Source organism: Streptomyces sp. NPDC049577, from assembly GCF_040675635.1.
Taxonomy (GTDB): Bacteria; Actinomycetota; Actinomycetes; order Streptomycetales; family Streptomycetaceae; genus Streptomyces.
In genome coordinates, this window is record NZ_JBFAPH010000059.1 from 1 (window position 1) to 23166 (window position 23166).

General features: G+C 72.4%; 22 protein-coding genes and 1 pseudogene. 12 read left to right on the forward strand and 11 right to left on the reverse strand.

The genetic code is table 11. From position 1 onward, the window contains the following. The first annotated feature begins 288 nt into the window (after positions 1-288). The gene (locus AB0K09_RS10030) at positions 289-777 is read left to right on the forward strand and encodes a hypothetical protein (protein WP_366064829.1); all 489 of its coding nucleotides are present in this window, start codon (positions 289-291) and stop codon (positions 775-777) included. A 202-nt stretch (positions 778-979) separates the two neighbouring features. After that, a complete protein-coding gene (locus AB0K09_RS10035) occupies positions 980-1195 on the forward strand; it encodes an e9imm peptide (protein ID WP_366064848.1) in 216 nt (71 codons plus the stop codon). A 10-nt stretch (positions 1196-1205) separates the two neighbouring features. Here the strand turns inward: AB0K09_RS10035 and AB0K09_RS10040 are convergent. From AB0K09_RS10040 to AB0K09_RS10055, 4 genes and pseudogenes are all read right to left on the reverse strand, one after another. After that, positions 1206-2144: pseudogene (locus AB0K09_RS10040) on the reverse strand (IS5 family transposase); the annotation flags it as partial. A gap of 56 nt (positions 2145-2200) precedes the next feature. Beyond that, entirely contained in the window at positions 2201-4168 is a 1968-nt protein-coding gene (locus AB0K09_RS10045) for a primary-amine oxidase (protein ID WP_366064830.1), read from the reverse strand. Positions 4169-4275: 107 nt separating this feature from the next. Next, positions 4276-5805 (reverse strand): APC family permease, encoded by a 1530-nt coding sequence (locus AB0K09_RS10050; protein WP_366064831.1) that lies wholly within the window; start codon positions 5803-5805, stop codon positions 4276-4278. 74 nt (positions 5806-5879) lie between these two features. After that, positions 5880-6836: a hypothetical protein gene (locus tag AB0K09_RS10055; protein WP_366064832.1), complete on the reverse strand. Its 957-nt coding sequence runs from the start codon at positions 6834-6836 to the stop codon at positions 5880-5882. 362 nt (positions 6837-7198) lie between these two features. Between AB0K09_RS10055 and AB0K09_RS10060 the strand changes: the two genes are divergently transcribed. Next, complete coding sequence (locus tag AB0K09_RS10060; RefSeq protein ID WP_366064849.1) at positions 7199-8083, forward strand: DMT family transporter; 885 nt, start codon at positions 7199-7201, stop codon at positions 8081-8083. A 17-nt stretch (positions 8084-8100) separates the two neighbouring features. Continuing rightward, a complete protein-coding gene (locus AB0K09_RS10065) occupies positions 8101-8622 on the forward strand; it encodes an NUDIX domain-containing protein (RefSeq protein WP_366064833.1) in 522 nt (173 codons plus the stop codon). Positions 8623-8661: 39 nt separating this feature from the next. Here the strand turns inward: AB0K09_RS10065 and AB0K09_RS10070 are convergent, their stop codons facing one another. Together AB0K09_RS10070 and AB0K09_RS10075 are read right to left on the reverse strand one after the other, a co-directional pair. Next, positions 8662-9582, reverse strand: coding sequence for an NADP-dependent oxidoreductase (locus AB0K09_RS10070; RefSeq protein WP_366064850.1), 921 nt, complete (start codon positions 9580-9582; stop codon positions 8662-8664). Between the two features lie 37 nt (positions 9583-9619). Continuing rightward, positions 9620-11110: an MFS transporter gene (locus AB0K09_RS10075; RefSeq protein ID WP_366064834.1), complete on the reverse strand. Its 1491-nt coding sequence runs from the start codon at positions 11108-11110 to the stop codon at positions 9620-9622. A gap of 156 nt (positions 11111-11266) precedes the next feature. Between AB0K09_RS10075 and AB0K09_RS10080 the strand changes: the two genes are divergently transcribed. The 4 genes from AB0K09_RS10080 to AB0K09_RS10095 all read left to right on the forward strand — a co-directional run bounded on the left by AB0K09_RS10080 (position 11267) and on the right by AB0K09_RS10095 (position 15097). Beyond that, on the forward strand, positions 11267-11716 hold the full coding sequence (locus AB0K09_RS10080) for a MarR family transcriptional regulator (RefSeq protein WP_366064835.1): 450 nt from the start codon (positions 11267-11269) through the stop codon (positions 11714-11716). Between the two features lie 99 nt (positions 11717-11815). Further along, positions 11816-12736, forward strand: coding sequence for an MBL fold metallo-hydrolase (locus tag AB0K09_RS10085; RefSeq protein WP_366064836.1), 921 nt, complete (start codon positions 11816-11818; stop codon positions 12734-12736). 94 nt (positions 12737-12830) lie between these two features. Beyond that, positions 12831-13859 carry a phosphotransferase family protein gene (locus tag AB0K09_RS10090; protein WP_366064837.1) on the forward strand — a complete coding sequence of 343 codons (1029 nt, stop codon included), beginning with the start codon at positions 12831-12833 and terminating at the stop codon, positions 13857-13859. Positions 13860-13864: 5 nt separating this feature from the next. Then, positions 13865-15097 carry an acyl-CoA dehydrogenase family protein gene (locus AB0K09_RS10095; RefSeq protein WP_366064838.1) on the forward strand — a complete coding sequence of 411 codons (1233 nt, stop codon included), beginning with the start codon at positions 13865-13867 and terminating at the stop codon, positions 15095-15097. 19 nt (positions 15098-15116) lie between these two features. On the opposite strand, the gene AB0K09_RS10100 is transcribed toward AB0K09_RS10095, so the two are convergent. Next, positions 15117-16196, reverse strand: coding sequence for a Zn-dependent alcohol dehydrogenase (locus AB0K09_RS10100; protein ID WP_366064839.1), 1080 nt, complete (start codon positions 16194-16196; stop codon positions 15117-15119). After that, a complete protein-coding gene (locus AB0K09_RS10105; protein WP_366064840.1) occupies positions 16196-17614 on the reverse strand; it encodes an aldehyde dehydrogenase family protein in 1419 nt (472 codons plus the stop codon). The genes AB0K09_RS10100 and AB0K09_RS10105 overlap by 1 nt, the downstream gene beginning before the upstream one ends. Before the next feature lie 206 nt (positions 17615-17820). Here AB0K09_RS10105 and hmgA point away from each other — a divergent pair, with 206 nt between their 5' ends. Then, positions 17821-19161: a homogentisate 1,2-dioxygenase gene (gene hmgA, locus AB0K09_RS10110; RefSeq protein WP_366064841.1), complete on the forward strand. Its 1341-nt coding sequence runs from the start codon at positions 17821-17823 to the stop codon at positions 19159-19161. Between the two features lie 6 nt (positions 19162-19167). Continuing rightward, on the forward strand, positions 19168-19917 hold the full coding sequence (locus tag AB0K09_RS10115) for a GntR family transcriptional regulator (protein WP_366064842.1): 750 nt from the start codon (positions 19168-19170) through the stop codon (positions 19915-19917). A gap of 13 nt (positions 19918-19930) precedes the next feature. Here AB0K09_RS10115 and AB0K09_RS10120 read toward each other — a convergent pair whose 3' ends face one another. After that, complete coding sequence (locus AB0K09_RS10120) at positions 19931-20473, reverse strand: DUF2165 domain-containing protein (protein ID WP_366064843.1); 543 nt, start codon at positions 20471-20473, stop codon at positions 19931-19933. 151 nt (positions 20474-20624) lie between these two features. Between AB0K09_RS10120 and AB0K09_RS10125 the strand changes: the two genes are divergently transcribed. Continuing rightward, positions 20625-21242, forward strand: a complete 618-nt coding sequence (locus AB0K09_RS10125; RefSeq protein WP_366064844.1) for a TetR/AcrR family transcriptional regulator — start codon at positions 20625-20627, stop codon at positions 21240-21242. Here AB0K09_RS10125 and AB0K09_RS10130 read toward each other — a convergent pair. After that, positions 21223-21684 carry a MaoC family dehydratase gene (locus AB0K09_RS10130; RefSeq protein WP_366064845.1) on the reverse strand — a complete coding sequence of 154 codons (462 nt, stop codon included), beginning with the start codon at positions 21682-21684 and terminating at the stop codon, positions 21223-21225. The genes AB0K09_RS10125 and AB0K09_RS10130 overlap by 20 nt on opposite strands. Before the next feature lie 81 nt (positions 21685-21765). Here AB0K09_RS10130 and soxR point away from each other — a divergent pair, with 81 nt between their 5' ends. After that, positions 21766-22239: a redox-sensitive transcriptional activator SoxR gene (gene soxR / locus AB0K09_RS10135; protein WP_366064846.1), complete on the forward strand. Its 474-nt coding sequence runs from the start codon at positions 21766-21768 to the stop codon at positions 22237-22239. A 54-nt stretch (positions 22240-22293) separates the two neighbouring features. Here the strand turns inward: soxR and AB0K09_RS10140 are convergent, their stop codons facing one another. Then, positions 22294-22905: a hypothetical protein gene (locus AB0K09_RS10140; protein ID WP_366064847.1), complete on the reverse strand. Its 612-nt coding sequence runs from the start codon at positions 22903-22905 to the stop codon at positions 22294-22296. Between the last annotated feature and the right edge of the window lie 261 nt (positions 22906-23166).

Here is a 23166-nt window from a genome sequence, read left to right on the forward strand (position 1 = left end):
TCCTACCACCCCAGGTTGGTGGAGTTCCTGGGCGCCGCGATCAACGTGTTCGCCGAGCAGGGGAGCGGGTTCGCCCCCAGCGCAGGCGCCAAGGTTTCGTCGTAGTCGGGCGACACGGGCCAGGACATGCGTGGGCGGGTGCGCCCGGACGGGGATCCGGGCGCACCCGCCGAGGGATCGGGGGTCAGGCCCAGGGGCTGAGACGCCCCCTAGAGCCTGTCCGATGGGTCGGCGCCGTGTCATCACGGCATTGGACCAGGTGGCTATCGCCATGAAAGTCTGCGCCATATGCGCCTTCTGGACATTCTCATACCTTTCACCCGGACCGGCCGCATTGGCGCAGTGCGTGTAGGCGCCCACCTCGAGGAAATCACCGAGGTGTTGGGCCCTCCGTGGGCGCAGGGCTCCTCGACCGGATCCGACGGGATGCCGTACCTGCACGCGTACGGCTGCCTGGAGCTCGATACCTGCCAAGCCCACTGCCAGATGATCTTTTCGGTAACCGTCCAGACGGACTGGCCCACGATGCAATGGCCGTCGCGTGAGCCAGGCCGGGTGGAGACGTTTCCCGGTTGTCCCACGTACAGCGAAGTCCTACGGGCGCTGAGCGAAGCCGGATGCCCTTGGGAGAACTATGAGCCGCTGACTGATGATGACCAGTGCGCGATCCGTGTCCCCACCTCGGGCGCAATCTTCGTGTTCAACACCGAGGACGGGGAAGAGCCCATGCTCTGCAGCGTGTCGGTGGCCGACCGCCGCCCCCACTCCTGCGGCTGAGGTCTGTCCGCCGGATCACGAGCGAAGCCGGAGGCCCACCCTGACCCACCGAACACCCCCTAGGCACCCGCGGGACCGGCTGCATCGTCCCGCTCGTCACGGAAGTCCAACCGTGGTCGCCAGGACAGCGGCTAGGAACGGTCCGGCCGATCATGTGAGTCGCTAGGCTCCTCTTCGCTTGGAAGGGGTGACTGCAGTGGTGATGGCTCGCGAGACTGCCGTTGCGATGGTGCAGAAGATCATGGACGCGGAGTATGCCGACGATGCCAAGTGCGCCCAGACCTTGGAGATGTTGGACCGGGCTCTTGGGTGCCCGAGTGGCTATGCCAGCGGCCTGATCTTCTGGCCGAAGGGCCCGGAGCCGACGGCCGCGGAAGTTGTCGATCAGGCTCTGGAGTACCGGCCCTTTGCGCTATGAGACGGCCTCAAACTCGCAGCCAGATGATCACGGCTGCTGCGGTGACGGTGCCGAGGAAGACATAGCCGCGCTTGTCGTACCGGGTGGCCACCGCACGGGAGTTCTTGAGTCTGTTGATGGCCCGTTCGACAGTGTTGCGCTTCTTGTACCGATCTTCGTCGAAGCTCGGCTGGCGCCCGCCTCGTGATCCCCTACACAGGCGGGCGGCCTGGCTGTCGATCTTCTCCGGAATCGTGTGCGGGATGCCCCCTCGCCGCAGGTAGTCGCGGCAGGGACCGTTGCTGTACCCCTTGTCTGCCGCGACGCTGTCGGGCTTCTTGCGGGGCCTGCCTTGCCCGAGTCGGGGAACGCGGATCTTCTCCAGCACCGGCACGAACTGCGTGCAGTCCGCCCGTTGTCCTGGGGTGACGACCAAGGACAACGGGCGGCAACGGCCGTCGGCACTCAGATGAATCTTGCTGGTGAAGCCACCGCGCGAGCGGCCCAGACCCTCGCCTCGCTCACCACCTCCACCAGGCGGCCGAGGAGGCTCTGCCACGGTTCGCCCTGATGTTCTGGCGCGTTGTCCCCCTTTGGCGCGGCGGGTGCCGGGGGTGGGTCGGTCAGGGCACCGGACGCGTGCTGCTGCGCGCGCACGATGGTGGAGTCCACCGAGATGTCCCAGTCGATCTCGCCGGCGGCGTCGGCCGCGGCCTGGACCTGCTGCAGCAGCCGTTCCCAGGTGCCGTCGGCCGACCAAAGCCGATGGCGCTCGTAGACCGTCTTCCACGGCCCGAACCGTTCTGGCAGGTCGCGCCAGTGCACCCCAGTCCGCACCCGGTGCAAGATCCCGTCGATCACCCTGCCGGTGATCACGCCACCGCCCGCACCGACCGTTGCTGACCGGCAGGAACGGCCGGAGCCGCTCCCACTCCGCGTCCGACAGATCACCGCGTTCTCCCCGCCCCATACCTGGAGAACGAGCAGATCAGGCGACAGTCACATGACCGGCCGGACAGTTCCTAGTCAGTCCCCGTGGTGCGCGGCGCGTTCCCTCGGCAGGTCCAGGGCCGGGTTGCGGTCGAAGAAGCCGGTGGGCTTGAGGTGGAAGCCGGTCGGTTCGACGGGCATGACGGGCCACTCCTCCAGGCGCGGCAGATGGGTGGGGCCGAAGGTGTGCCAGAGGGTGAGTTCGGTGTTCTCCAGCGACTCGCCGGGGGCGGTCCACTGCGGGAGGCCCGCGCCGCCGGGGTGCTGGTTGGGGTGGTCGCCGGCCGGGTAGCGGCGGTCGGGGCGGTGGCGGGTGACCCAGAGGTGCTTGGTGCCGTAGGCCATGCGGCGGGCGACGGCCGAGCCGGGCCGGGCGAGCAGGGTCGGGCCGGGCTGCGGGACGAGGGTGTAGGCGACGGGCTGCCCCATGCGGTTGCGGGAGCCGGTGTTGACGACGCGCCAGCGCCGGCCGGTCGTGGTGTCGGCCTCGCGGCCGCCGTCCCCGCTGTCGGAGAGCACGGTGGTGTGGGTGGTGAAGGCGTTGCCCGCCGGGTTCCCGGGGCCGTCCGGGAGCGGTATGACGTCGACCTCCTCGACGGTGTTGGCGAGCCCGTCGAGGGCCGGGTCGAGCCGTACGCAGAAGAGGTGCTGGTGGTACGGGGCGAGGAGGCCGGGGGCGACCTCCGTGCCGTGCGGCGAGCCGGCGCCGGGTTCGACGGCCGAGGTCTGCACGATGCCGGTGGACTTGGCCTCGAAGGCGAGGGTGCCGTCCTGGTGGAAGTACCAGTAGAAGCCGTAGTCGTAGTTGCCGACGGTGGCGATGTACGAGACGACCAGGCGGCGGGCGCGCCGGCTCTCGGCGGCCATGCCGTTGAAGATGTCGGTGTGCTTCCAGAGCAGGCCGAAGTCCTCCTCGTGGATGCAGATGGCGTTGGGCAGCGTCTCGGGGCGGCCGTGGTCGTCGGCGACCACGGCGTCGAGGTAGCGGATCTCGCCGAGGCAATCGCAGCCGAGGCGCAGGGCGTTGGCGTTGCGGCCCAGCGAGTACTCCCCGGCGTCGAGGAAGCCGACCCAGTTGCGGGACGGCTCGGTCTCGCCGTAGACGACGGCCATCTCGGCGAGGGAGGCGCGATGCAGGACGGAGCGCTCGCGGTCGCCGTCGCGGTGGGTGATGCGGTGCAGGACGAGGCCCTCGCGGCCGTTGAAGTCGATGCGGAAGGTCCAGTTCTGCCAGGTGAGCAGGGGTCCGTCGAGGTGGAAGGAGGGGCCCTCGGGCTGGGTGATCGCGAGGGGGCGGAGGTCGGTGCGCGGCGGGCCGTTGTGCTCGGCCTCGTAGCGGCCGCATTCGGTGGGCACGGGGACGGCACCGGTGTCGACGAGGCGGACCACGCGTCGCTCGACGAGGTCGACGTCGGCGACGAGGCCGCCGACCGGGTGGGCCCAGGGGCTGTCGGAGTCGTCGCAGCGCAGCCAGGTCAGGGAGCGGACCAGCCGGCGGCCGGGCCGGTCGAGGACGAGGTCCCCGGCGGCGAGCGGGGCGCAGATGGCGAGGGAGGGGTCCGCCACGCCGCGGTCGGCCATGGCCTTCCGCCAGCCGGGGTCGGACTGCACGATCTCCTGGACCGTCTCGACCTCCTCGAAGGTGACCGGCGGCTGGCCCTCGGTCGCGGTGTCGAGCTCGCGGTAGGAGAGCAGCAGGCCGCCGGTGACCTCGACGAGCGCCTCGGCGGCGGCTCCGGTGGCGGTGTCCAGCAGGGTCACCCGCAGCCGGCGGACGACCGGGTCGCCGGGCCGGTGGGTGGCGGCGGCGTGCCGGGCGGGCTCGTCGAGGAGCACGAGCGGGAAGCGGGTGGCGGGGGTGACCTTGCCGGCCTCCTCCAGTACGCGCCGGGCGGTGGTGATCTCCTCGGCGGTCAGCGGGTCGAGCGGGTGCGGGGCGTGCACGGGATCGGCGGTGGGTTCGGGGGTGGGCCCGGGGGTGGATTCGGGGTGACAGCAGGTCATGGCGGAACCTTTCGTCGGCTCGTCGGCTCGTCGGCGCGGCAGCGCGGCAGCGCGGCAGTTCGTGGCGGCGGTGCGTGGCGGCGGTTCGTGGCGGCGGTTCGTGCGGGTCAGCTCGCGCGGGAGGGGCCTGTGGCGGCCTTCTCCAGCTGGAAGGCCTGGTTGCCCAGTCCGATGCGGGCGTGGGTCGCCGGCCGCAGGTGCTTCAGCGCGAGCCCGTAGGCGAGGCCCAGGACCAGGGCGGCGCCGATGATGCCGGGCAGGATCCAGCTCAGCGCGGAGCCGGGGTCGGTGCCGAGGAGGACGTCGAAGTCCTTGACCGCGTAGACGACGATCACCAGCAGGGCGAGTCCGGCGGCGGTGGAGGCGGCCAGGCGCGGGGCCTGGGCGCGGGCGGCGCCGCGCCGCACGAAGAAGACGACGACGGCGGCGCAGGCGGCGGCCATCAGCACGATGACGCCGAGGGCGCCGACGTTGCCCATCCAGGTGAACAGGCGCAGGACGGGCGCGGTGGGGTCGCCGTGCGGCCGGTGGTCGGTGACGGCGAAGAGGACGACGGCCAGCAGGGAGACGGCGGTCTGTAGCAGGGAGCCGTGGGCGGGGGCGCCGCTGCCCTTGGCGGTGCGGCCCATGGCGGCGGGCAGCAGGCCCTCACGGCCCATGGCGAAGGCGTAGCGGGCGACGACGTTGTGGAAGCTGAGCATGGAGGCGAACATGCCGGTGACGTAGAAGAGGTGCATGACGTCGGTGAAGGCGGTGCCGAACCGGGCCTCGGTGAGGGTGAAGAGGAGGCCCGGGCCTTCCTCGCGGGCGAGGGCGACGATGTGCGAGGGGCCGGCGGCGACGCTCAGCGCCCAGGAGCTCAGGGCGAAGAAGACGGCGACGAAGCCGACGGCGAGGAAGGTGACACGGGCGACGACGACCTGGGGCCGGCTGGTCTCCTCGGCGTAGACGGCGGCCTGTTCGAAGCCGACGAAGGAGGCGATGGTGAAGCACAGGGCGGTGCCGAGGCCGGCGCCACCGAGCGTCTGGGGATCGAAGGCGTGCAGGGAGAAGCCGTCCCGGCCGGGGCTGCCGAGGCCGGCCACGTCGAAGGCGAGGACCATGACGCACTCGATGAGCAGCAGGACGCCGAGGACCTTGGCGTTGAGGTCTATCTTGAGCCAGCCCAGCACACCGACGACGGCGACGCCGGCCAGGGCGGGCACCCACCAGACCACGTCGAGGCTCAGATACCGGGCCAGCAGTCCGGAGAGTTCGTAGCCGAAGATGCCGTAGATCCCGAACTGCATGGAGCTGTAGGCGACCAGGGCGACGACGGAGGCGGCCGCGCCCGCCGTGCCGCCGAGGCCGCGCGCGATGTAGGCGTAGAAGGCGCCGGCGTTGTGGACGTGGCGGCTCATCTCGGCGTAGCCGAAGCTGAAGAGGGTCAGCACGACGCCGAGGATGACGAAGAGCAGCGGCTGTCCGACGATGCCCATCGTGCCGTAGGTGGTGGGCATGACACCGGCGGTGACCATGAGCGGCGCGCTGGCGGCGACGACCGACAGCAGCAGGCCGGGGACGCCGATGCGGTCGGCGCGCAGCCGTCTCTCCTGGCCCTTGAAGGTGCTGATCTCGCTCGTGATGCCCGTCGACATGGCGGGTTGGTCCTTCCCAGTGGGGGTGAGCGGGTCGGGTGAACGGGGTTCCGCGGCGGGTGGGTCCGGGCGGGTCAGGCGGCGCCGAGCGCGGCGCGGCGTGCTTCCCGGAACGCCTGGCGGGGGTCCAGGCCGGGGTACGACCAGGGGGCCCGGGTGGCGTGCGGGCCGATGCGGGTGAGCAGGGCGGCGGCCTCGGCGAGCCGGCCCTCGTGGAGCTTGGCGTGGGCCAGGTAGTTGAGGTCGATCTTGCGCCGGGGGTGGGCGGTGCCGTCGTCGACGTCCCACTCCAGCCACCAGTCGAAGGCGGCCTTCATCACCTGGCGGGCGCGGCGGGTGGCCCAGTGGCCGGACCGGGCGGGGTCGGCGGGCAGGACGCCGGCCCGGGCCAGGACGCGGTAGCGCTCGGCGTGGGCGACGACGGGCAGCACGGCCAGGGGCGAGTCGGCGGGGGCCTGCTCGGCGGCCCAGGCGGCGAAGTCGTACACCTCGTGCAGCGGGTCGTCGCGGTCGTCGGCCTGGTGCTCGGCCAGGCAGGCGGCCATCAGGTGGTGGGCGTGGTGGTGGTCCCGGTGCCGGGCGCGGACCTGGTCGAAGGCGCGGACGCGTTCGTCGTCGGTGCCGGTGCGGCGGGCGAGGATGAGCACGCCGAGCCAGGGCGAGGGGTCGCGGGGCGCCATGCGGGCGGCGGTCAGGCACAGGGCGCGGGCGGCGTCCGGGCTGTCCTTGCCGCTGACGGCGCGGAAGACGGTGGCGCAGGCCAGCAGCGCGGCGGCGTCGGGGCTGTCGGGTTCGGCGAGCTGCCATTCGCGGGCCCAGGCGACGCTGGTGGCGCTCTCGGCGAGGACGACGAGGCGGTGGCCGCGCCGGTCCCAGTCATCACCCGTTCGGGCGAGCAGCTGGCGGGCCTCGGCCCATCGGCCGCGGGCCAGGGCGTCGCGGACGGCGGCGAGCTCGGCGTCGTCCAGGGCGGGGTCGAAGGACGGCCCGTCCTTGTTCCGGGAGCGGCCCAAGGGGGGCGGGGGCGTCATCGGCGGGCTTCCTCCACGGCGTACGTCCCCTCCGGCCGCCGGGTCGGGGGCGTCCGTTCAACGAGCGTCACAATCACGCACAGCAAACCGGTAGTCACGGCTCCGCGTCAAGAGCCGATCTTGAGGCTGACGGCTCCCCAACTGACTCGGCCTCGGCCGCAGTTGGCTTTCGGCGATCGCCGGCCACCCGTTTTCTGCGAACAAAGTTTCGAAATACTTTCTCGGCACTTTGCGCGACAGTCAACCGTTTGACTGGATGAACGACCGAAAGAGGGGTACTCGACCGTCACTCCGCCCACAAGGCGGCTATCGTTTTTGTGTCAAGTCTCCTACGACCAGCCGGTCTTGAGGTGCACGACGTGATGGTCTTCGCTTTCGCCGTGAGTGCGGCATGTTGCCTGGGTTTCGGCTTCGTTCTCCAGCAGAACGCCGCCCAGCGGGCCCCCATGAGCGATTTTCTCTCGCTCCGGCTGCTGCTGGACCTCGTCCGCATGCCGCGCTGGCTGGCCGGAATCGGTCTGATGGTCTGCGGCATGGTGCTCGGCGCGATCGCGCTGGGCGGGGGCGAGGTGTCGCTGGTCGAGCCCCTGCTGGCGACCAATCTGCTGTTCGCCATGGCCCTGTCCCGCTGGCAGACGGGCCAGCCGCTCGGCGCCAGCGGCTGGGGCGGGCTGTGGTTGCTGGCCGGCGGCGTGGCGACGTTCATCGTCGCCGGCCGCCCGCACGGCGGTGACACGGTCACCGACCCGCTGCAGCACTGGCTGATCATCGGGGTCATGGTCGGCGCCGCCCTGCTGCTGGCGGCCGCCTCCAAGCGGGTGCGCATGAGCGTCGAGGCCGCCATGCTGGCCGTCGCGGCCGGCCTGCTCTACGGCGTACAGGACGCCCTCACCCGGGTCACCGGCGAGCGGTGGGGCCACGGCGGCCTGCCCGCGGTCGTCACCAGCTGGCAGCCCTACGGCGTGCTGGTCATCGGCATCACGGCGCTGGTGCTGGTGCAGAGCGCCTTCGAGACGGCCCCGCTGCGGATGTCGCTGCCCGCCCTCACCGCGGCCCAGCCGCTGGCCGGCATCGTCTGCGGGGTGGGCTTCCTGGGCGACAAGCTGCGCATGACACCCGGAGCGCTGGCCTGGGAGGCGGCCGGGCTGGCGGCGATCGTGGTCGGCATCGTGCTGATCGGCCGGCATCCGGCGATGCCGTCCGGGATGACCGAGGCGGACCGGATACGCGATCTCCAGCCGCACTGACGGGTTCAATGGGCGGCATGAATGATCGGATGCCGCTCTCCCAGGACGAGCTCCTGGACATCGTCGACGAGCAGGACCGCGTCGTGGACCAGGTCCGGCGCGGGGAGGCCACCGCCCGCCGCCTGCGCCACCGCTGCACGTTCATCCTGGTACGGGACGCGCGGGAGCGGATCTTCGTCCATCGCCGCACCGACCGGAAGCTGGTCTTCCCGTCCCGCTACGACATGTTCGTCGGCGGGGTGGTCGGCGCGGGCGAGTCCTACGACGAGGCGGCTCTGCGGGAGGCCGAGGAGGAGCTGGGCGTCACCGGCCTGGCAGCACCGGCGCCGCTCTTCCGCTTCCTGTACGAGTCGCCGGAGCACACCTGGTGGTCGGCGGTCTACGAGGTCCGCTGCGAGCTGCCCGTCCGGCCGCAGGTGGAGGAGGTGGCGTGGTGGGAGTTCCTCCCGGAGGAGGAGGTCGTCGCCCGCCTGGGCGAATGGGACTGGGTCCCGGACGGGCTGGAGGCGTACCGCCGGCTGCGGGAGTTCCGGGACTGACGCCCCGGAACTCCCCCACGCCCTGACGAACCCGCCGGGTCAGACCCGCACCACGATCTTGCCGCGGGTGTGGCCCTGCTCGCTGAGGCGGTGCGCGTCCGCGGTCCGCTCCAGCGGGAAGACCTCCGCGATCTCGACGGTGAGCACCCCCTGCTCGGCCAGATGGCCGAGCGCCGTGAGGTCCGCCGCGTCCGGCCGCACCCACAGCAGGCGGCCGCCGAGCGCGGCGACCTCGGGGTCGGCGATGGAGACGAGCCGGGCACCGGGCGCGGCGAGGTCGGGGGACGTCTTGACCGCGCCCCCGCCGACCAGGTCGAGGACGACGCCGACGCCCTCCGGCGCCAGCGCCCGGACCCGCTCGGCGAGACCGTCGCCGTAGGTGACGGGCTCGGCGCCCAGGGAGCGCAGGAAGTCGTGGTTGCGCTCGCTGGCCGTGCCGATCACGCGGGCGCCGAAGTGCCGGGCCAGCTGCACGGCCATGGTGCCGACGCCGCCCGCCGCCGCGTGGACGAGCACGGTGTCGCCCTCGCCGGTCCCGGTCGCCTTCAGCGCCTGGTAGGCGGTGAGCCCGGCCAGCGGGAGGCCGGCCGCCTGCTCGAAGGAGAGCGCGGCCGGCTTGCGCGCGAGGGTGCGCACGGGCGCGGCGACGTACTCGGCGAAGGTGCCCCGGGACAGGAAGTCCTCGCGGACGTAACCGATGACCTCGTCGCCGACCTGGAACTCCGGGGTGTCGGCGCCCAGGGCGACGACGACTCCGGCGACGTCCCAGCCGGGCACCACCGGGAAGACGGCGTCCAGCATGGGGTCGAGGTAGCCCGACCGGGTCTTCCAGTCGACGGGGTTGACGGCCGCGGCCTTCACCCGGACCAGGACGGAGTCCGGTCCGACCTTGGGCATCGGGCGGTCGCCGTACTCCAGGACCTCGGGTCCGCCGTAGGTCCGGTAGCTGACGGCTTTCATCGTGGTCATGTCGGTCCTTCCGAGGGTTCCCGCGTGCTCAGCGCGCGGCGGGTGCGGTCTCAGCGTCGGACGCGGGCGTGGAGCCCGCCACCGGTGCCGTGCCGAGCGTGCTGATCCTGCGCAGTCCCAGCCCGGCGACCAGGGCCACCAGGACGAGCGCCGAGCCCGCGATGACGAAGGTGAGGGTGAACTGGCTCTCGGCCGGCAGCTTGGGCACGCCCGGGGGCAGGTGCTCGATGCTCTTGGAGGCGAGGACCGTGGTGATCATCGCGCTGCCGATGGCGCTGCCGGTGGAGCGGGAGATGGAGTTGATGCCGTTGGCTATGCCGGTCTGGTGGTGCGGCACGCTGGCAACGATCACCGCGGGCATGGCGGCGTAGCCGAAGCTGATGGCCGCGCCGACGAACATGCCGGCGGCGATGACGGAGAACGTGTGGTCGTGGTCGAGGGCGATCCACACGAAGCCCGCGGTGCCGAGCAGGGAGGCGAGCAGCAGCACCAGGCGCGGGCCCTTGTGGCGGACGAGCTGGCCGCCGATGGGGGCGGCGAGCAGCGAGACGATCGTGCTCGGCAGCAGGTACTCCACGGAGGCGCGCAGCACGCTGGCGTCGAAGCCGTAGCCGGTGATCTTCGACGGCATCTGGACGAGGTACGAGACGCCGATGAAGAGGGCGAAGGAGCCGAAGCCGACGAGCAGGCCGGCGAGGTTGGCGAAGAGCACCGGCCGGTGGACGAACATCCGCATGTCGACGAGCGGCTCGCGGACCTTGCGCTCGACGAGCGTCCAGATCGCCGCCATGACGACGGCGCCGGCGAAGCAGCCGAGCGTGCGGGCGGAGGACCAGCCCCACTCGTGGCCCTGGGTGATCGGCAGGAGCAGCAGGACGAGCGTGCCGGCCAGGGACAGCGCGCCGAGGACGTCGGTGCGGCCGCCGGTGGTCTCGCGGGTGGCGGGGACGAGCAGCACGACGGCGAGCAGGGCGAGCGCGGCCAGGCCGGTGGCCAGCCAGAAGGCGCTGCGGTAGTCGGCGTCGTCGCCCGAGGTGAGCAGGCCGGTGGCGACGAGCGCCAGGCCGCTGCCGAAGGCGAGGGTGCCGCTGACCATGGCCATCGCGCCGGGCAGCTTGGCCGGGCGGATCTCCTCGCGGAGCACGGAGAGGGCCAGCGGGAAGATGGCGGTGGCGGCGCCCTGCATGACCCGGCCGACGATCAGCCAGAGCAGGGAGTGCGTCACGGCGGCCAGGACCGAGCCGGCGACCATGAGGATCAGCACGCCGACCAGGGTCTGCTTCTTGCCGTGCTGGTCGCCGAAGCGGCCGAGCAGGGGCGTGAAGACGGCGGCGGAGAGCAGGGTGGCGGTGGTGACCCAGCTGACGTTGGCGGAGCTGGTGTGCAGGTCGTTCTGGATGAGGCCGAGGATCGGCACGACGAGCGTCTGCATCATCGAGACGACCATGGCGGCCAGGCTCAGGGCGAAGACGATGACCGTCTCGTTCCGCTGCGAGGTCTCGGTCCGTGCGGAGGTCATGGGTGTCGGGCTGTCCTTCTCGTTACTTCACGACTTCTGGTTACTTCACGACATGGATGCTTGAAATCGTCAAGCAACCAGGGAACGGTAAGCCGAGATACTTCAGGTAGTCAAGTTAATGATTTAAGAACTCAAGCTCTTGAGTAGACTCGAACCATGAGCCCACCCCCCTCGGCCCCCTCCTCGCCCCCCTCCAAGGCGCAGCTCCTGGAGCTGGTGGCGGCGCTCGGCACCGCCCAGTGGCAGGACTTCGCGGCGGCGGCCGCCCGCCACGGCCTGACGTCCGTGCAGGCCAAGCTGCTCGCCCAGCTCAAGGGCCCGGTCCCGATGCGCGGCCTGGCCACGCTGCTGGTGTGCGACGCCTCCAACGTCACGGGCATCGTCGACCGCCTGGAGGCCCGCGGCCTGGTGCGCCGCGAGCCGGACCCCGGTGACCGCCGGGTGAAGAACGTCGTGGCCACCGACGAGGGCCGCGAGATCATCCAGCGGGTACGAGGCGAGATGCAGGCCACCCACAGCGCGCTCGACGCCCTCGACGAGGACGAGCGCACCACGCTCTACGGCCTCCTGGAGCGGCTCCGCCCGGGCCTGGAGCACCGCGGCTGAATCCGGGCCCGGGGCCCACCCGCCCCGGCCCGCCCGTATTCTGACGGACAGTCGGACCCGCGCGAGCGGCGCGCGGGCCGCGAGGGAAGGTCTTACACGTTGTCCGACGTCACGACCGGCGCCGAGCCGTACACCGTTCCGCTCGGGCCGGGGGTCCGCGCGTTCGTCCAGCCCGACGGCGGCTGGTGCCTGAACAACGCGGGCTTCGTCACGGGCGGGGGCCGCACCCTGCTGGTGGACACCGCCGCGACCGTACGGCGGGCGCACCTGCTGCGGGACGCCGTCACCGCCGACGGCGCGCCGCCGCCCACCACCGTGGTCAACACCCACCACCACGGCGACCACACCTACGGCAACTGCGTCTTCCCCGAGGCGACCGTCGTCGGCCACGCCGACTGCCGCCGCGAGGTCCTCGCGGCGGGGCTGCAACTGCACGGCATCTGGCCCGATGTGGACTACGGCGACGTCACGATCACCCCGCCCACCGTCACCTACACCGGCAGTCTCACCCTGCACATGGGTGACACCGAGGTCCGGCTGATCCACCCCGGCGTCGCGCACACGGTCGGCGACACGATCGTCTGGCTGCCGGAGCGGCGCGTGGTCTTCACCGGAGACCTGATCTTCAACGGCGGCACCCCGTTCCTCCTGATGGGATCGCTCAGCGGCTCGCTGCGGGCCGTGGAGGTGCTGCGGGAGCTGGACGCGGAGGTCGTGGTGCCGGGCCACGGCCGGGTCACGGACCCGGGCGTGTACGACACCGTCGAGCGCTATCTGCGCTGGGTCGAGGAGCTGGCCCGCACCGCCCACGCCGCCGGCCGCACCCCGCTGGAGGCCGCACAGGCCGCGGACCTCGGCGAGTTCGGCGCACTGCGCGAGAGCGAGCGGCTGGTGGCCAATCTGCACCGCGCCTACGCGGAGATCGAGGGCCTGCCGCCGGGGACGCCGCTGGACCTGCCGGTCGCCCTGGGCGACATGATGACCATGAACGGCGGAAAACCGATCGCCTGCCACGCGTGAGGCACCGCGGGAGCGGCCGTGCCCTGGACGCCATACCGACCGGTCGGCATCATGATCCCGGACGCTCCCCCTCACTCCCCCGAGGAGTCACGCGATGAGCACAGCCAATCCGCCCGGCCTCGGCCTCGACCGGCTCCGGGCCCTGCTGGACCGTGAACGCCCGGGCCTGGTGCGCGGGCCCCTGACCGCGCGGCTCATCGAGGGCGGGCGGTCGAACCTGACCTACGCCGTCACCGACGGCACCGGACGCTGGGTCGTCCGGCGCCCGCCGCTGGGCCATGTGCTGGCCACCGCCCACGACATGCGCCGCGAACACCGTGTCATCAGCGCGCTGCGCGGCACCGACGTGCCCGTGCCGGGAACGGTGCTGCTGTGCGAGGACGAGGACGTCATCGGAGCGCCCTTCTACGTCATGGAGCACGTCGACGGCGTGCCGTACCGCAGTGCCGCACAGCTGAGGGCGCTCGGCCCGGAGCGGACGCGCGAGGTGGTGCTGGGGCTCGTCGACACGCTCGTGAGCCTGCACGCGGTGGATCCCGCGGCCGTGGGGCTCGCGGACTTCGGGCGCCCGGAGGGCTTCCTGGGGCGCCAGCTGGCGCGCTGGGGCAAGCAGTTGACGGCCTCGCGGAACCGGGACCTGCCCGGCGTCGACGAGCTGCACCGGCGGCTCGGCGAGACGCTGCCGGACTCGCCGGCGCCGGCCGTGGTGCACGGCGACTACCGGCTCGACAACGTCCTGGCCGGACCGGACGGCCGCATCGCCGCCGTGCTGGACTGGGAGATGTCCACCCTCGGCGACCCGCTGACCGACCTCGGCCTGCTGGTGATGTACAGCGAGCAGCACGACGTCCCCGGCTCCCCCGTCGCCGCGACGCGCGACGCCCCGGGCCATCCCGATCCGGCCGAACTCGTCGAGCGCTACGCCGCCGGCTCCGGCCGGGAGGTGGGCGCCCTGCCCTGGTACACGGCCTTCGCCTACTTCAAGCTCGCGGTGATCCTGGAGGGCATCCACTACCGCTACACGCTCGGCCAGACCGTCGGCCCGGGCTTCGACCGGATCGGCGAGCTCGTACCGCTCTTCATCGAGCGCGGGCTGACCGGCCTGAACGGACTGAAGGGCTGAGCACCATGGACTTCGCTTTCGACGCGCGCACCGAGGAACTGCGCGGCCGGCTGCTGGCCTTCATGGACGAGCACGTCCACCCCGCGGAGGCGGTCGCCGAGGAGCAGCGGGCGGGGCTCGCCTCGCCGTGGGACGTGCCGCCGGTCGTCGAGGAGCTCAAGGCCGAGGCGCGGCGGCGGGGCCTGTGGAACCTCTTCCTGACAAACCAGCACGGCCTTCCGGATTCCGGGTACGGGGCCGGGCTGACCAACCTCCAGTACGCGCCGCTCGCCGAGATCACCGGCCGCAGCCCGCAGCTCGCCCCCACCGCGCTGAACTGCGCGGCGCCCGACACCGGAAACATGGAGGTCCTGGCCGGGTTCGGTTCCGAGGCCCAGCGCAAGCGCTGGCTGGAGCCGCTGCTGGCGGGCGAGATCCGCAGTGCCTTCGCGATGACGGAGCCCGAGGTGGCCTCCTCGGACGCCACCAACATCGAGACGCGCATCGAGCGGGACGGCGACACATACGTCGTCACCGGCCGCAAGTGGTACATCTCCGGTGCGCTGCACCCGGACTGCGCGGTGTTCATCGTCATGGGCCAGACCGATCCCGACGGGCCCGACGTCCGCCGCCGGCAGTCGATGATCCTCGTCCCCCGGGACACGCCCGGCGTCGAGATCCGCCGCGCCATGCGGGTCTACGGCTACGAGGACCACTACCACGGTGGCCACGCGGAGGTCGTCTTCGACGGGGCGCGGGTCCCGGCGGACCATCTCATCGGCGAGGAGGGCAGCGGCTTCGCCATCGCCCAGGCCCGCCTGGGCCCGGGCCGCATCCATCACTGCATGCGGCTGATCGGCATGGCCGAGCGGGCCATCGAGCTCATGTGCCGGCGCGCGCTCGCCCGCACCGCCTTCGGCAAGCCGCTCGCCGCGCAGGGCGTGGTCCAGGAGTGGATCGCGGACTCGCGGGTCGCGGTGGAGCAGCTGCGGCTGCTCGTGCTGAAGACGGCCTGGCTGATGGACACGGTCGGCAACCGGGGCGCGCACACGGAGATCCAGGCGATCAAGATCGCCACGCCGCGGACGGTGGTGGACATCATCGACAAGGCGGTGCAGCTGCACGGCGCGGGCGGGGTGAGTCAGGACCATCCCCTGGCGGAGCTCTGGGCCGCGGCGCGGACGCTGCGCCTTGCCGACGGCCCGGACGAGGTGCATCAGCGGTCGCTGGCGCGGCGGGAGCTGCGGCGCCACGGGTGACCGGGGGCTGCGCCCCCGGTCAGGGGAAGACGACCAGCGATCTGCCGCCCTTTCCGGCCGTCATCGCCTCGAACGCGCCCGGTATGGCCTCCAGCCGGATGCGGTCCGTCACCAGGCCGGCGAGGTCGAACCGTCCCGCCCGGACATGTTCCGCGATCACCGGGACGTCCCGGGCCGGGTCCGAGTTGCCGTAGACGCAGCCCGAGAGGGTCCGCCCAAAATAGAAGAGTTCCAGGGCCGAGAAGGTGACCTGCTCGTCCTTGCCGCCGATGCCGACGACCGTCGTACGGCCGCCGCGCCGGGTCGAGGACCAGGCGGCGCGGATGCTCTCCGCGCGGCCCGCGCACTCGAAGGCCACGTCGGCGCCGTGGCCGCCGGTGAGCTCGCGGATGCGCTTGGCCTCCGGCGCCAGGACGAAGTGCGTCGCGCCGGCCCGGCGCGCGAGCTCCTCCTTCGCCGGCGAGACGTCGACGGCGACGATCGTGTCCGCACCGGCGAGCCGCGCGGACTGCAGGGTGGCCAGCCCGACCCCGCCGGCGCCGAAGACGGCGACGGACTCCCCGGCGCGCACCCGGGCGCTGTGCCGCACCGCCCCGTACCCGGTGAGCACCGCGCAGCCCAGCAGGGCGGCCTCGGTGAGCGGTACGCCCTCCGGGAGGGGCAGCACGGCGTGCGCCCGTACGACCGTCTCCTCGGCGAAGACGGCCGTGCCCAGGCCCGGGTAGAGCGGGCTGCCGTCGGAGCGGCGGGTGGCGTAGGGCACGGCGGCCGTGGCGGCGGCGTCGGTGCACAGCCACGGCTCGTCGAGACCGCAGAAGTGGCAGGAGCCGCAGGACGGCGCCCAGTTGAGGACGACGCGGTCGCCGGGCGCGACGTGGCGCACGCCCTCCCCGACGGCGACGACCGTGCCCGCGCCCTCGTGCCCGAGCACGGCCGGGACGGGCTGGCGCAGGGTGCCGTCGGACAGGGACAGGTCGGAGTGGCACACCCCGGCCGCCGCGAGCCGGACCCGCACCTGGTCCGGGCCCGGCGCGGGCAGCTCGATCTCTGCGATCTCCAGGGGCGCGCCCACGGCGGGCAGTACGGCTGCGCGGACCATCAGAACTGGAGCGACTTCGTCTGGAGGTACTCGGCCAGGCCGTGCCGGCCCATCTCCCGTCCGACGCCCGACTGCTTGTAGCCGCCGAAGGGTGCGAGGAGGTTGAAGCGGCCGCCGTTGATGTCGACCTGGCCGGTCTCCATGCGCCGGGCGAAGGCCACGGCGGTGTCCTCGTCCGCCGCCCAGACCGCGCCGGCGAGGCCGTAGACGCTGTCGTTGGCGATGCGCAGCGCCTCCTCCTCGTCCTCGTAGCGGATGACCGACAGGACGGGGCCGAAGATCTCCTCCCGGGCGATGGTCATCGAGGGGGTGACGTCGGCGAAGACGGTGGGTCGCACGTAGTAGCCCTTCTCGCGGCCCTCGGGGGCCTCCGGGCCGCCGGCGGCCAGGCGGGCGCCCTCCTCGACGCCCCGGCGGATGTAGCCGCGGACGCGGTCCCGCTGCGCGGCGTTGACGACCGGCCCGATGCGGGTGGCGGGGTCGGCGGGGTCGCCGGGGACGAACTCGGCCACCGCCTCGGCGGCGATCGCGACGGCCTCGTCGTAGCGGTCGGCGGGTACGAGCATGCGGGTGAGGGCGTTGCAGGACTGCCCGGCGTTGCGGCACACGTCGGCGACGTTCGCGCGGACGGCGCGCTCGAGGTCGGCGCCCGGCAGGATGACGTTGGCGGACTTCCCGCCGAGTTCGAGGGCGACGCGCTTGACCGCGCCCCCGGCGATCGCGCCGATCTTCCGTCCGACGGCGGTCGAGCCGGTGAAGGACACCAGGTCCACGCCCTCGTGCTCGGCGAGCGCCTGGCCGGCGACGTGGCCGAGGCCGGTGACGAGGTTGAACACACCGGCCGGCAGCTCGGCCGCCGCCACACACTCGGCGAACAGCTGTGCGGTCAGCGGGGTGTCCTCGGCGGGCTTGAGGACCACGGTGCAGCCGGCCGCGAACGCCGGGGCGACCTTGGCCACGATCTGGTGGAGCGGGTAGTTCCACGGGGTGATGGCGCCGACGACGCCGACCGGCTCGTGCAGCACGGTGGACGTGCCGATCTGTTCCTCGAACGGGTGGTTGAGGGCCAGTTCGGCGTAGGACGAGGCGACCGCGACGGGCAGACCGGCGTGCACACGCTGGGCGAAGCCGATCGGCGAGCCCAGCTCCGCCACGACGGTGGCGGCGATCTCCTCCTGCCGGGCGGCGAGCGCGTCCCGCAGGGCGGTCAGGTACTCGGCGCGGCGCGCGGGCGGCGTGGCGGCCCAGCCGGGCAGCGCGGCGCGGGCCGCCCGCACGGCGGCGTCCACGTCCTCCGCGGTACCGGCCGGGACGGTCCCGATGACCTGCTCGTCCGCCGGGTTGACGACCTCGATCGTCCCGCCCCCGGCGGCGGGCCGCCAGCTGCCGTCGATGAACATCCCGTCGTGCGCGATCAAGGCCGTCTCCTCGCGATGTCGGTGCGCGTGCCGGTCGGGGCACCCGACCGACCCTACCGACCGGTACGCCCGATCGACAGATTCCGTGAGGGATTTGGCCTGGAACGGTGCGCTCCGGTCAGCGGTTTCCCGCTGATCCATTGACGCGCCGGGGCGGTAATCCTACGGTCATCCATAGGAATCCCTCCGGAAAGCGGGAGCAGGCGATGAGCGGTACGGGCAACGAGCAGGCGCGGAAGACCGCCGAGGGGCTGGCGTACTCGTCCGGCTTCGGCAACGAGCACAGCAGCGAGGCCGTCCCGGGCGCGCTGCCCCACGGGCGCAACTCACCGCAGCGCGCACCGCTCGGGCTGTACGCCGAGCAGCTGAGCGGCACCGCCTTCACCGAGCCGCGGCACGACAACCGCAGGTCGTGGCTGTACCGCATCCGGCCGTCGGCGGCCCACCCGCCGTTCGTCCGGATCGACAACGGCACGCTGAGCGGCGCGCCCTTCACCGAGGCCGTCCCCGACCCCAACCGGCTGCGCTGGAACCCGCTGCCCGAGCCGCCCGGGGGCACGGACTTCCTGGCCGGCCTGTGGACCCTGGGCGGCAACGGCGACGCCGCGCAGCGCAGCGGCATGGCCATCCACCTCTACGCCGCCAACGCCTCGATGACGAACCGCGTCTTCAGCGACTCCGACGGCGAGCTGCTGATCGTCCCCCAGCACGGCGGGCTGCTGCTGCGCACCGAGTTCGGACTGCTGCGGGCCGAGCCCGGGCACATCGCGCTGATCCCGCGCGGCGTGCGCTTCCGGGTCGAGCTGCTGGACGCGAGCGCCCGGGGGTACGTCTGCGAGAACTACGGCCGGGCCTTCACCCTGCCCGACCTCGGCCCCATCGGCGCCAACGGGCTCGCGAACGCCCGGGACTTCCTCGCGCCGGTCGCCGCGTACGAGGAGACCGAGGGCCCGGTCGAGGTGGTCAACAAGTTCTGCGGCAACCTCTGGGCCGCGACGTACGACCACTCGCCGCTGGACGTGGTCGCCTGGCACGGCAACCACGTCCCGTACGTCTACGACCTGCACCGCTTCAACGTCATCGGCTCGATCAGCTACGACCACCCGGACCCGTCGATCTTCACGGTGCTCACCTCGCCCTCCGACACGCCCGGCCTGGCCGGGGTCGACTTCGTGGTCTTCGCGCCGCGCTGGCTGGTCGGCGAGGACACCTTCCGCCCGCCGTACTTCCACCGCAACGTGATGAGCGAGTACATGGGGCTGATCGAGGGCGCCTACGACGCCAAGACGGCCGGTGAGGGGGGCTTCGTGCCGGGCGGCGGCTCGCTGCACAACATGATGTCGGCCCACGGCCCGGACCGGGACACCTTCGAGAAGGCCAGCGCGGCCGAGCTCGTCCCCCGCAAGGTCGACGACGGCCTGGCCTTCATGTTCGAGACCCGCTGGCCGATCGCGCTGACCCCGCGGGCCGCCCGCGCCGACTTCCTCCAGTCCGACTACGACGCGGTGTGGCAGGGCCTGGAGCGCCACTGGGTCACCGGAGGCTGACCACAGGTGACCACCTTCGCCCCCGACTCCCTCGAACTCAACCGCAAGCTGCCGCTCTGGTACCAGGTGTCGCAGTCCCTGCGCGCCTCCATACTCGGGCGGCGGCCCGAGGACCCGCTGCGGCTGCCCACCGAGGACGCCCTGGCCACGCACTACGGCGTCAGCGTGCTCACCATGCGGCAGGCCCTCAAGGAGCTGGAGGCGGAGGGGCTCATCAGCCGCCACCGCCGGCGCGGCACCTTCATCGAACCGAGCGCCCAGCGCGGCTCGCCCGTGCGGCTGCTCGGTTCGGTGGACACCATCGTGGCCCAGCAGTCCGGCGAACGCACGACCGTGCTGGGCCACGGTCCCGTCCCGGTCCCCGCCGAACTGGCCGAGCACTTCCCGGACGTGGGCGAGGCCGTGGCCTACCGCCGGCTGCGCTGCGACGAGACCACCGGCGAGCCGACGAACTGGGCGGAGAACCTGATCCGTCCCGAGCTCGCCGACCGCATCGACCTGGCCGACCTCGCCCGCTGGCCCATGACCAAGGTGCTGCGCGACGCGGTCGGGGTGCGCATCAGCCGCATCACCGACACCGTCGAGGCACGGCTGGCGGACCCGGAGACGGCACGCCTGCTCGCGGTGCCGCTGCTGAGCCCGATCCTGCACTACACCGGGGTGACGTACGACGAGTCGGGGCGGGTGGTGGACGTCGCGCTGATCCGCTACCGCGGGGACCGGTTCTCCTTCACGGTGACGGTGGACGCGCCGTAGGCGGGGCGGCGGGTCAGGAGCCGCCGTCCCACCGCTCGGCGGGCAGGTGCACCACCACCAGCACCACCCCCGCCAGCAGCAGGTTCCGCACCGCCGCCTCGACGCCGTTCCAGTGCGAGGACTGCCACATCGCGAACCACTCGCCGCCTATCGCCAGGAACCCCACCCCGAACAGCAGCATGAACATCAGCAGCCCCAGCGTCGTGGTCCGCCGGGCGCCGCCGTAGCCGGTGGGGGCCCGCAGGGCGCGCAGCCACCGGGCCGTGGCGAGGACGAGCACCGCCGCCGTCAGCGCCTCCCAGACGATGATGGCGACGTAGGCGAGGTCCTGGAGGGCGGTCGAGGTGATCGCGCGCCACATCAGGTCCGGATCGCCGAAGGTCGTGTCCATCGCGAGCACATGGCGGACGAAGTCCCGGTTGGTGCCGAAGTCCGTGACGTTGCCGAAGACCACGAACACGAGATACAGCGCCACGGTGGCCGTGAGCACCGCGGCCGCCACCGGCAGCGTGCCGAGGCGGTCGAACCGGAATCGCGATGGTGTCGTACGGGCCATGGGACACCCCCTCCCCCGATGTCCGGATGCATGCCCGGCCCGCCCGGCCGCTACGCACCCCGGCGTTCACTAAGCGCTTGCTCAGCCCGGGGGGTAGGGTGTTCGTCCTGTCGACGACGGCCCGCCGGGGCCGGGAGAGCGGGGCAACGGTATGGACGCGGAGTGGGCGGACGTCACGCCGGAGGCCGCCCGTCGGCTGCTGACCGCCGCCGTGCAGGCCTTCGCCGAACGCGGCTACCACGCCACGACCACCCGCGACATCGCCTCACGGGCCGGCATGAGCCCCGCCGCGCTCTACATCCACTACCGCACCAAGGAAGAGCTGCTCTACCGGATCAGCGGTGTCGGGCACCGGCTCGCGCTCGGCATCCTGCGCACCGCGCGCGACCGGGCGGCCGGGCCGGGCGAGCGGCTCGCCGACGCCGTGCGCCGCTTCGTGCGCTGGCACGCCGAGCACCACACCACCGCGCGCGTGGTGCAGTACGAGCTGGGGGCGCTCGGCGAGGAGCACCACGCGGAGATCGTGGCGCTGCGCCGGGAGACCGACGCGGCCGTGCGGGCCATCATCGAGGACGGCGTCGCGGAGGGTGTCTTCGACGTCCCGGACGTGCGCGGCACGGCGCTCGCCGTGGTGTCGCTGTGCATCGACGTCGCGCGCTGGTTCGACGCGGGCGGCCGGCGCACCCCCGAGGAGGTCGGCGAGCTCTACGCCTCGCTCGTCCTGCGCATGGTCGGCTGCTCCGCGGACGTCACCACAGGTACCGGCTGACCGCCTCCGCCACGCACACCGGCTTGTCGCCGCCCTCCCGCTCGACGGTGACCACCGCGGTCACCTGGAGGCCGCCGGGCACCTCCGTCACCCCGGCCAGCCGGGCCGTGGCGCGCAGCCGCGAACCAGCGGGCACGGGGGCGGGGAAACGGACCTTGTTCACCCCGTAGTTGACGCCCATGCGGACGTTCTCCACGCGCAGCAGCTGCGGCAGGAAGGCCGGCAGCAGGGAGAGCGTGAGATAGCCGTGCGCGATCGTGGTGCCGAAGGGGCCGGCCGCCGCGCGGGCGGGGTCGACGTGGATCCACTGGTGGTCCCCGGTCGCCTCCGCGAAGAGGTCGATCCGCCGCTGGTCCACGGCGAGCCAGTCGCTCGGCCCGAACTCCTCGCCGACCGCCGCCCGCAGCTCCCCGGGCGAGGAGAAGATCCTGGGCTCCGCCATCACACCGCCTCCGTCGCACCGGCCGTCGCACCAGTCGTACAAGCGCTCGCTCAGCGTACCGTCTGACGTAGAGTTCCGGATGTGCCGCAACTTTCGCAGAAGGTCCAGGAACTCACCGTCGGGCAGCTGGCGGCCCGCAGCGGCGCGGCCGTGTCCGCGCTGCACTTCTACGAGTCCAAGGGCCTGATCAGCAGCCGCCGCACCCCGGGCAACCAGCGTCGCTACGACCGCGACGCGCTGCGCCGGGTCGCCTTCATACGCGCCGCCCAGCGCGTGGGCATCCCGCTGGCCACCATTCGCGCGGCGCTCGTCGAGCTCCCCGACGAGCGCACCCCCACCCGTGAGGACTGGGCGCGGCTGTCGGAGACGTGGCGCGTCGAGCTGGACCGGCGCATCGCCCAGCTCGCCAAGTTGCGCGACCACTTGGACGACTGCATCGGCTGCGGCTGTCTCTCCCTCGACAAGTGCGCCCTGTCGAACCCGGACGACCGCTTCGGCGTGCTCGGCTCGGGCTCGATGCTCTACGGGGAGCGGAAGGCCGACCCCCAGCGGTGATCCCCCGGGGCCCTCGGGCGGCCCCGGGAGAGCGTCGTGGCGGGTCCGCCCGCCTCACACCGCCGCGTACCGGCGGGCGAAGGCGTAGCGGCGGGCCGCCGAGAGCGCGGCCGGGGTGAGGACGGACTGGGGCACCACGATGCCGCAGTCCGTGCAGACGGGTCCTTCCAGCGGGTAGCGCTCCAGGTCCGTGCGCCATTCGATGCGTTCCTGCGAGCAGACGGGGCAGGCGTCCTGCGGCGCCGATTCCATCGCCGCGATCACCCGTCGCAGCACGTCCGCGAGCCGCGCGTCCGGCTGCACGCCGGGCGAGGCGCACGGAACTATGTCGCAGCCGCCCCAGGTGTTGCGGTGCCAGTCGTCGACGGCACTGGGCTGGCGTATGCCGTCGTGCTTCTCGCTCCTGCGGCGTCCGGCGAACTCGGCCTCGTAGGCCAGCCAGACCTCACGGGCCTCCTCCAGTTCGGCGAGCGCACAGACCAGCAGCTCGGGGTCGGGGGCGCGGTCGTCGGGGGCGATCCCGGCACGGGAGCACAGATGCTGCCAGGTCGCCCGGTGTCCGTACGGGGCAAAGCGTTCGAGGCATTTGCGCAAGCAGGTCCGTCGCAGCGCGATCGTGTTCCGTGGATTGCGCACCTCTCGGGCTAGTGCTCTGAAACCTGCCACTGCATCCCACCTCCGGCGGCGCGGACTCGGATCGACATGGAAGGGACGTAATTCATCGCCATTCGGATCCATCGGATTTTCGGGGCCGCCGGGCGGCGGGCGCGGCCGGCCCCGACTGTGCTGCTACCCCGGTCGGCCGGACCGATGTGGGCATGGGGCGAACGTGGCGGGTACCGGTCCCGGCCAGGTCTTCAACAACGGCGACACCGACCAGCAGCTGCGCTCGATCTCGCTGCCCGGCACCAACGCCACCGTGAAGCT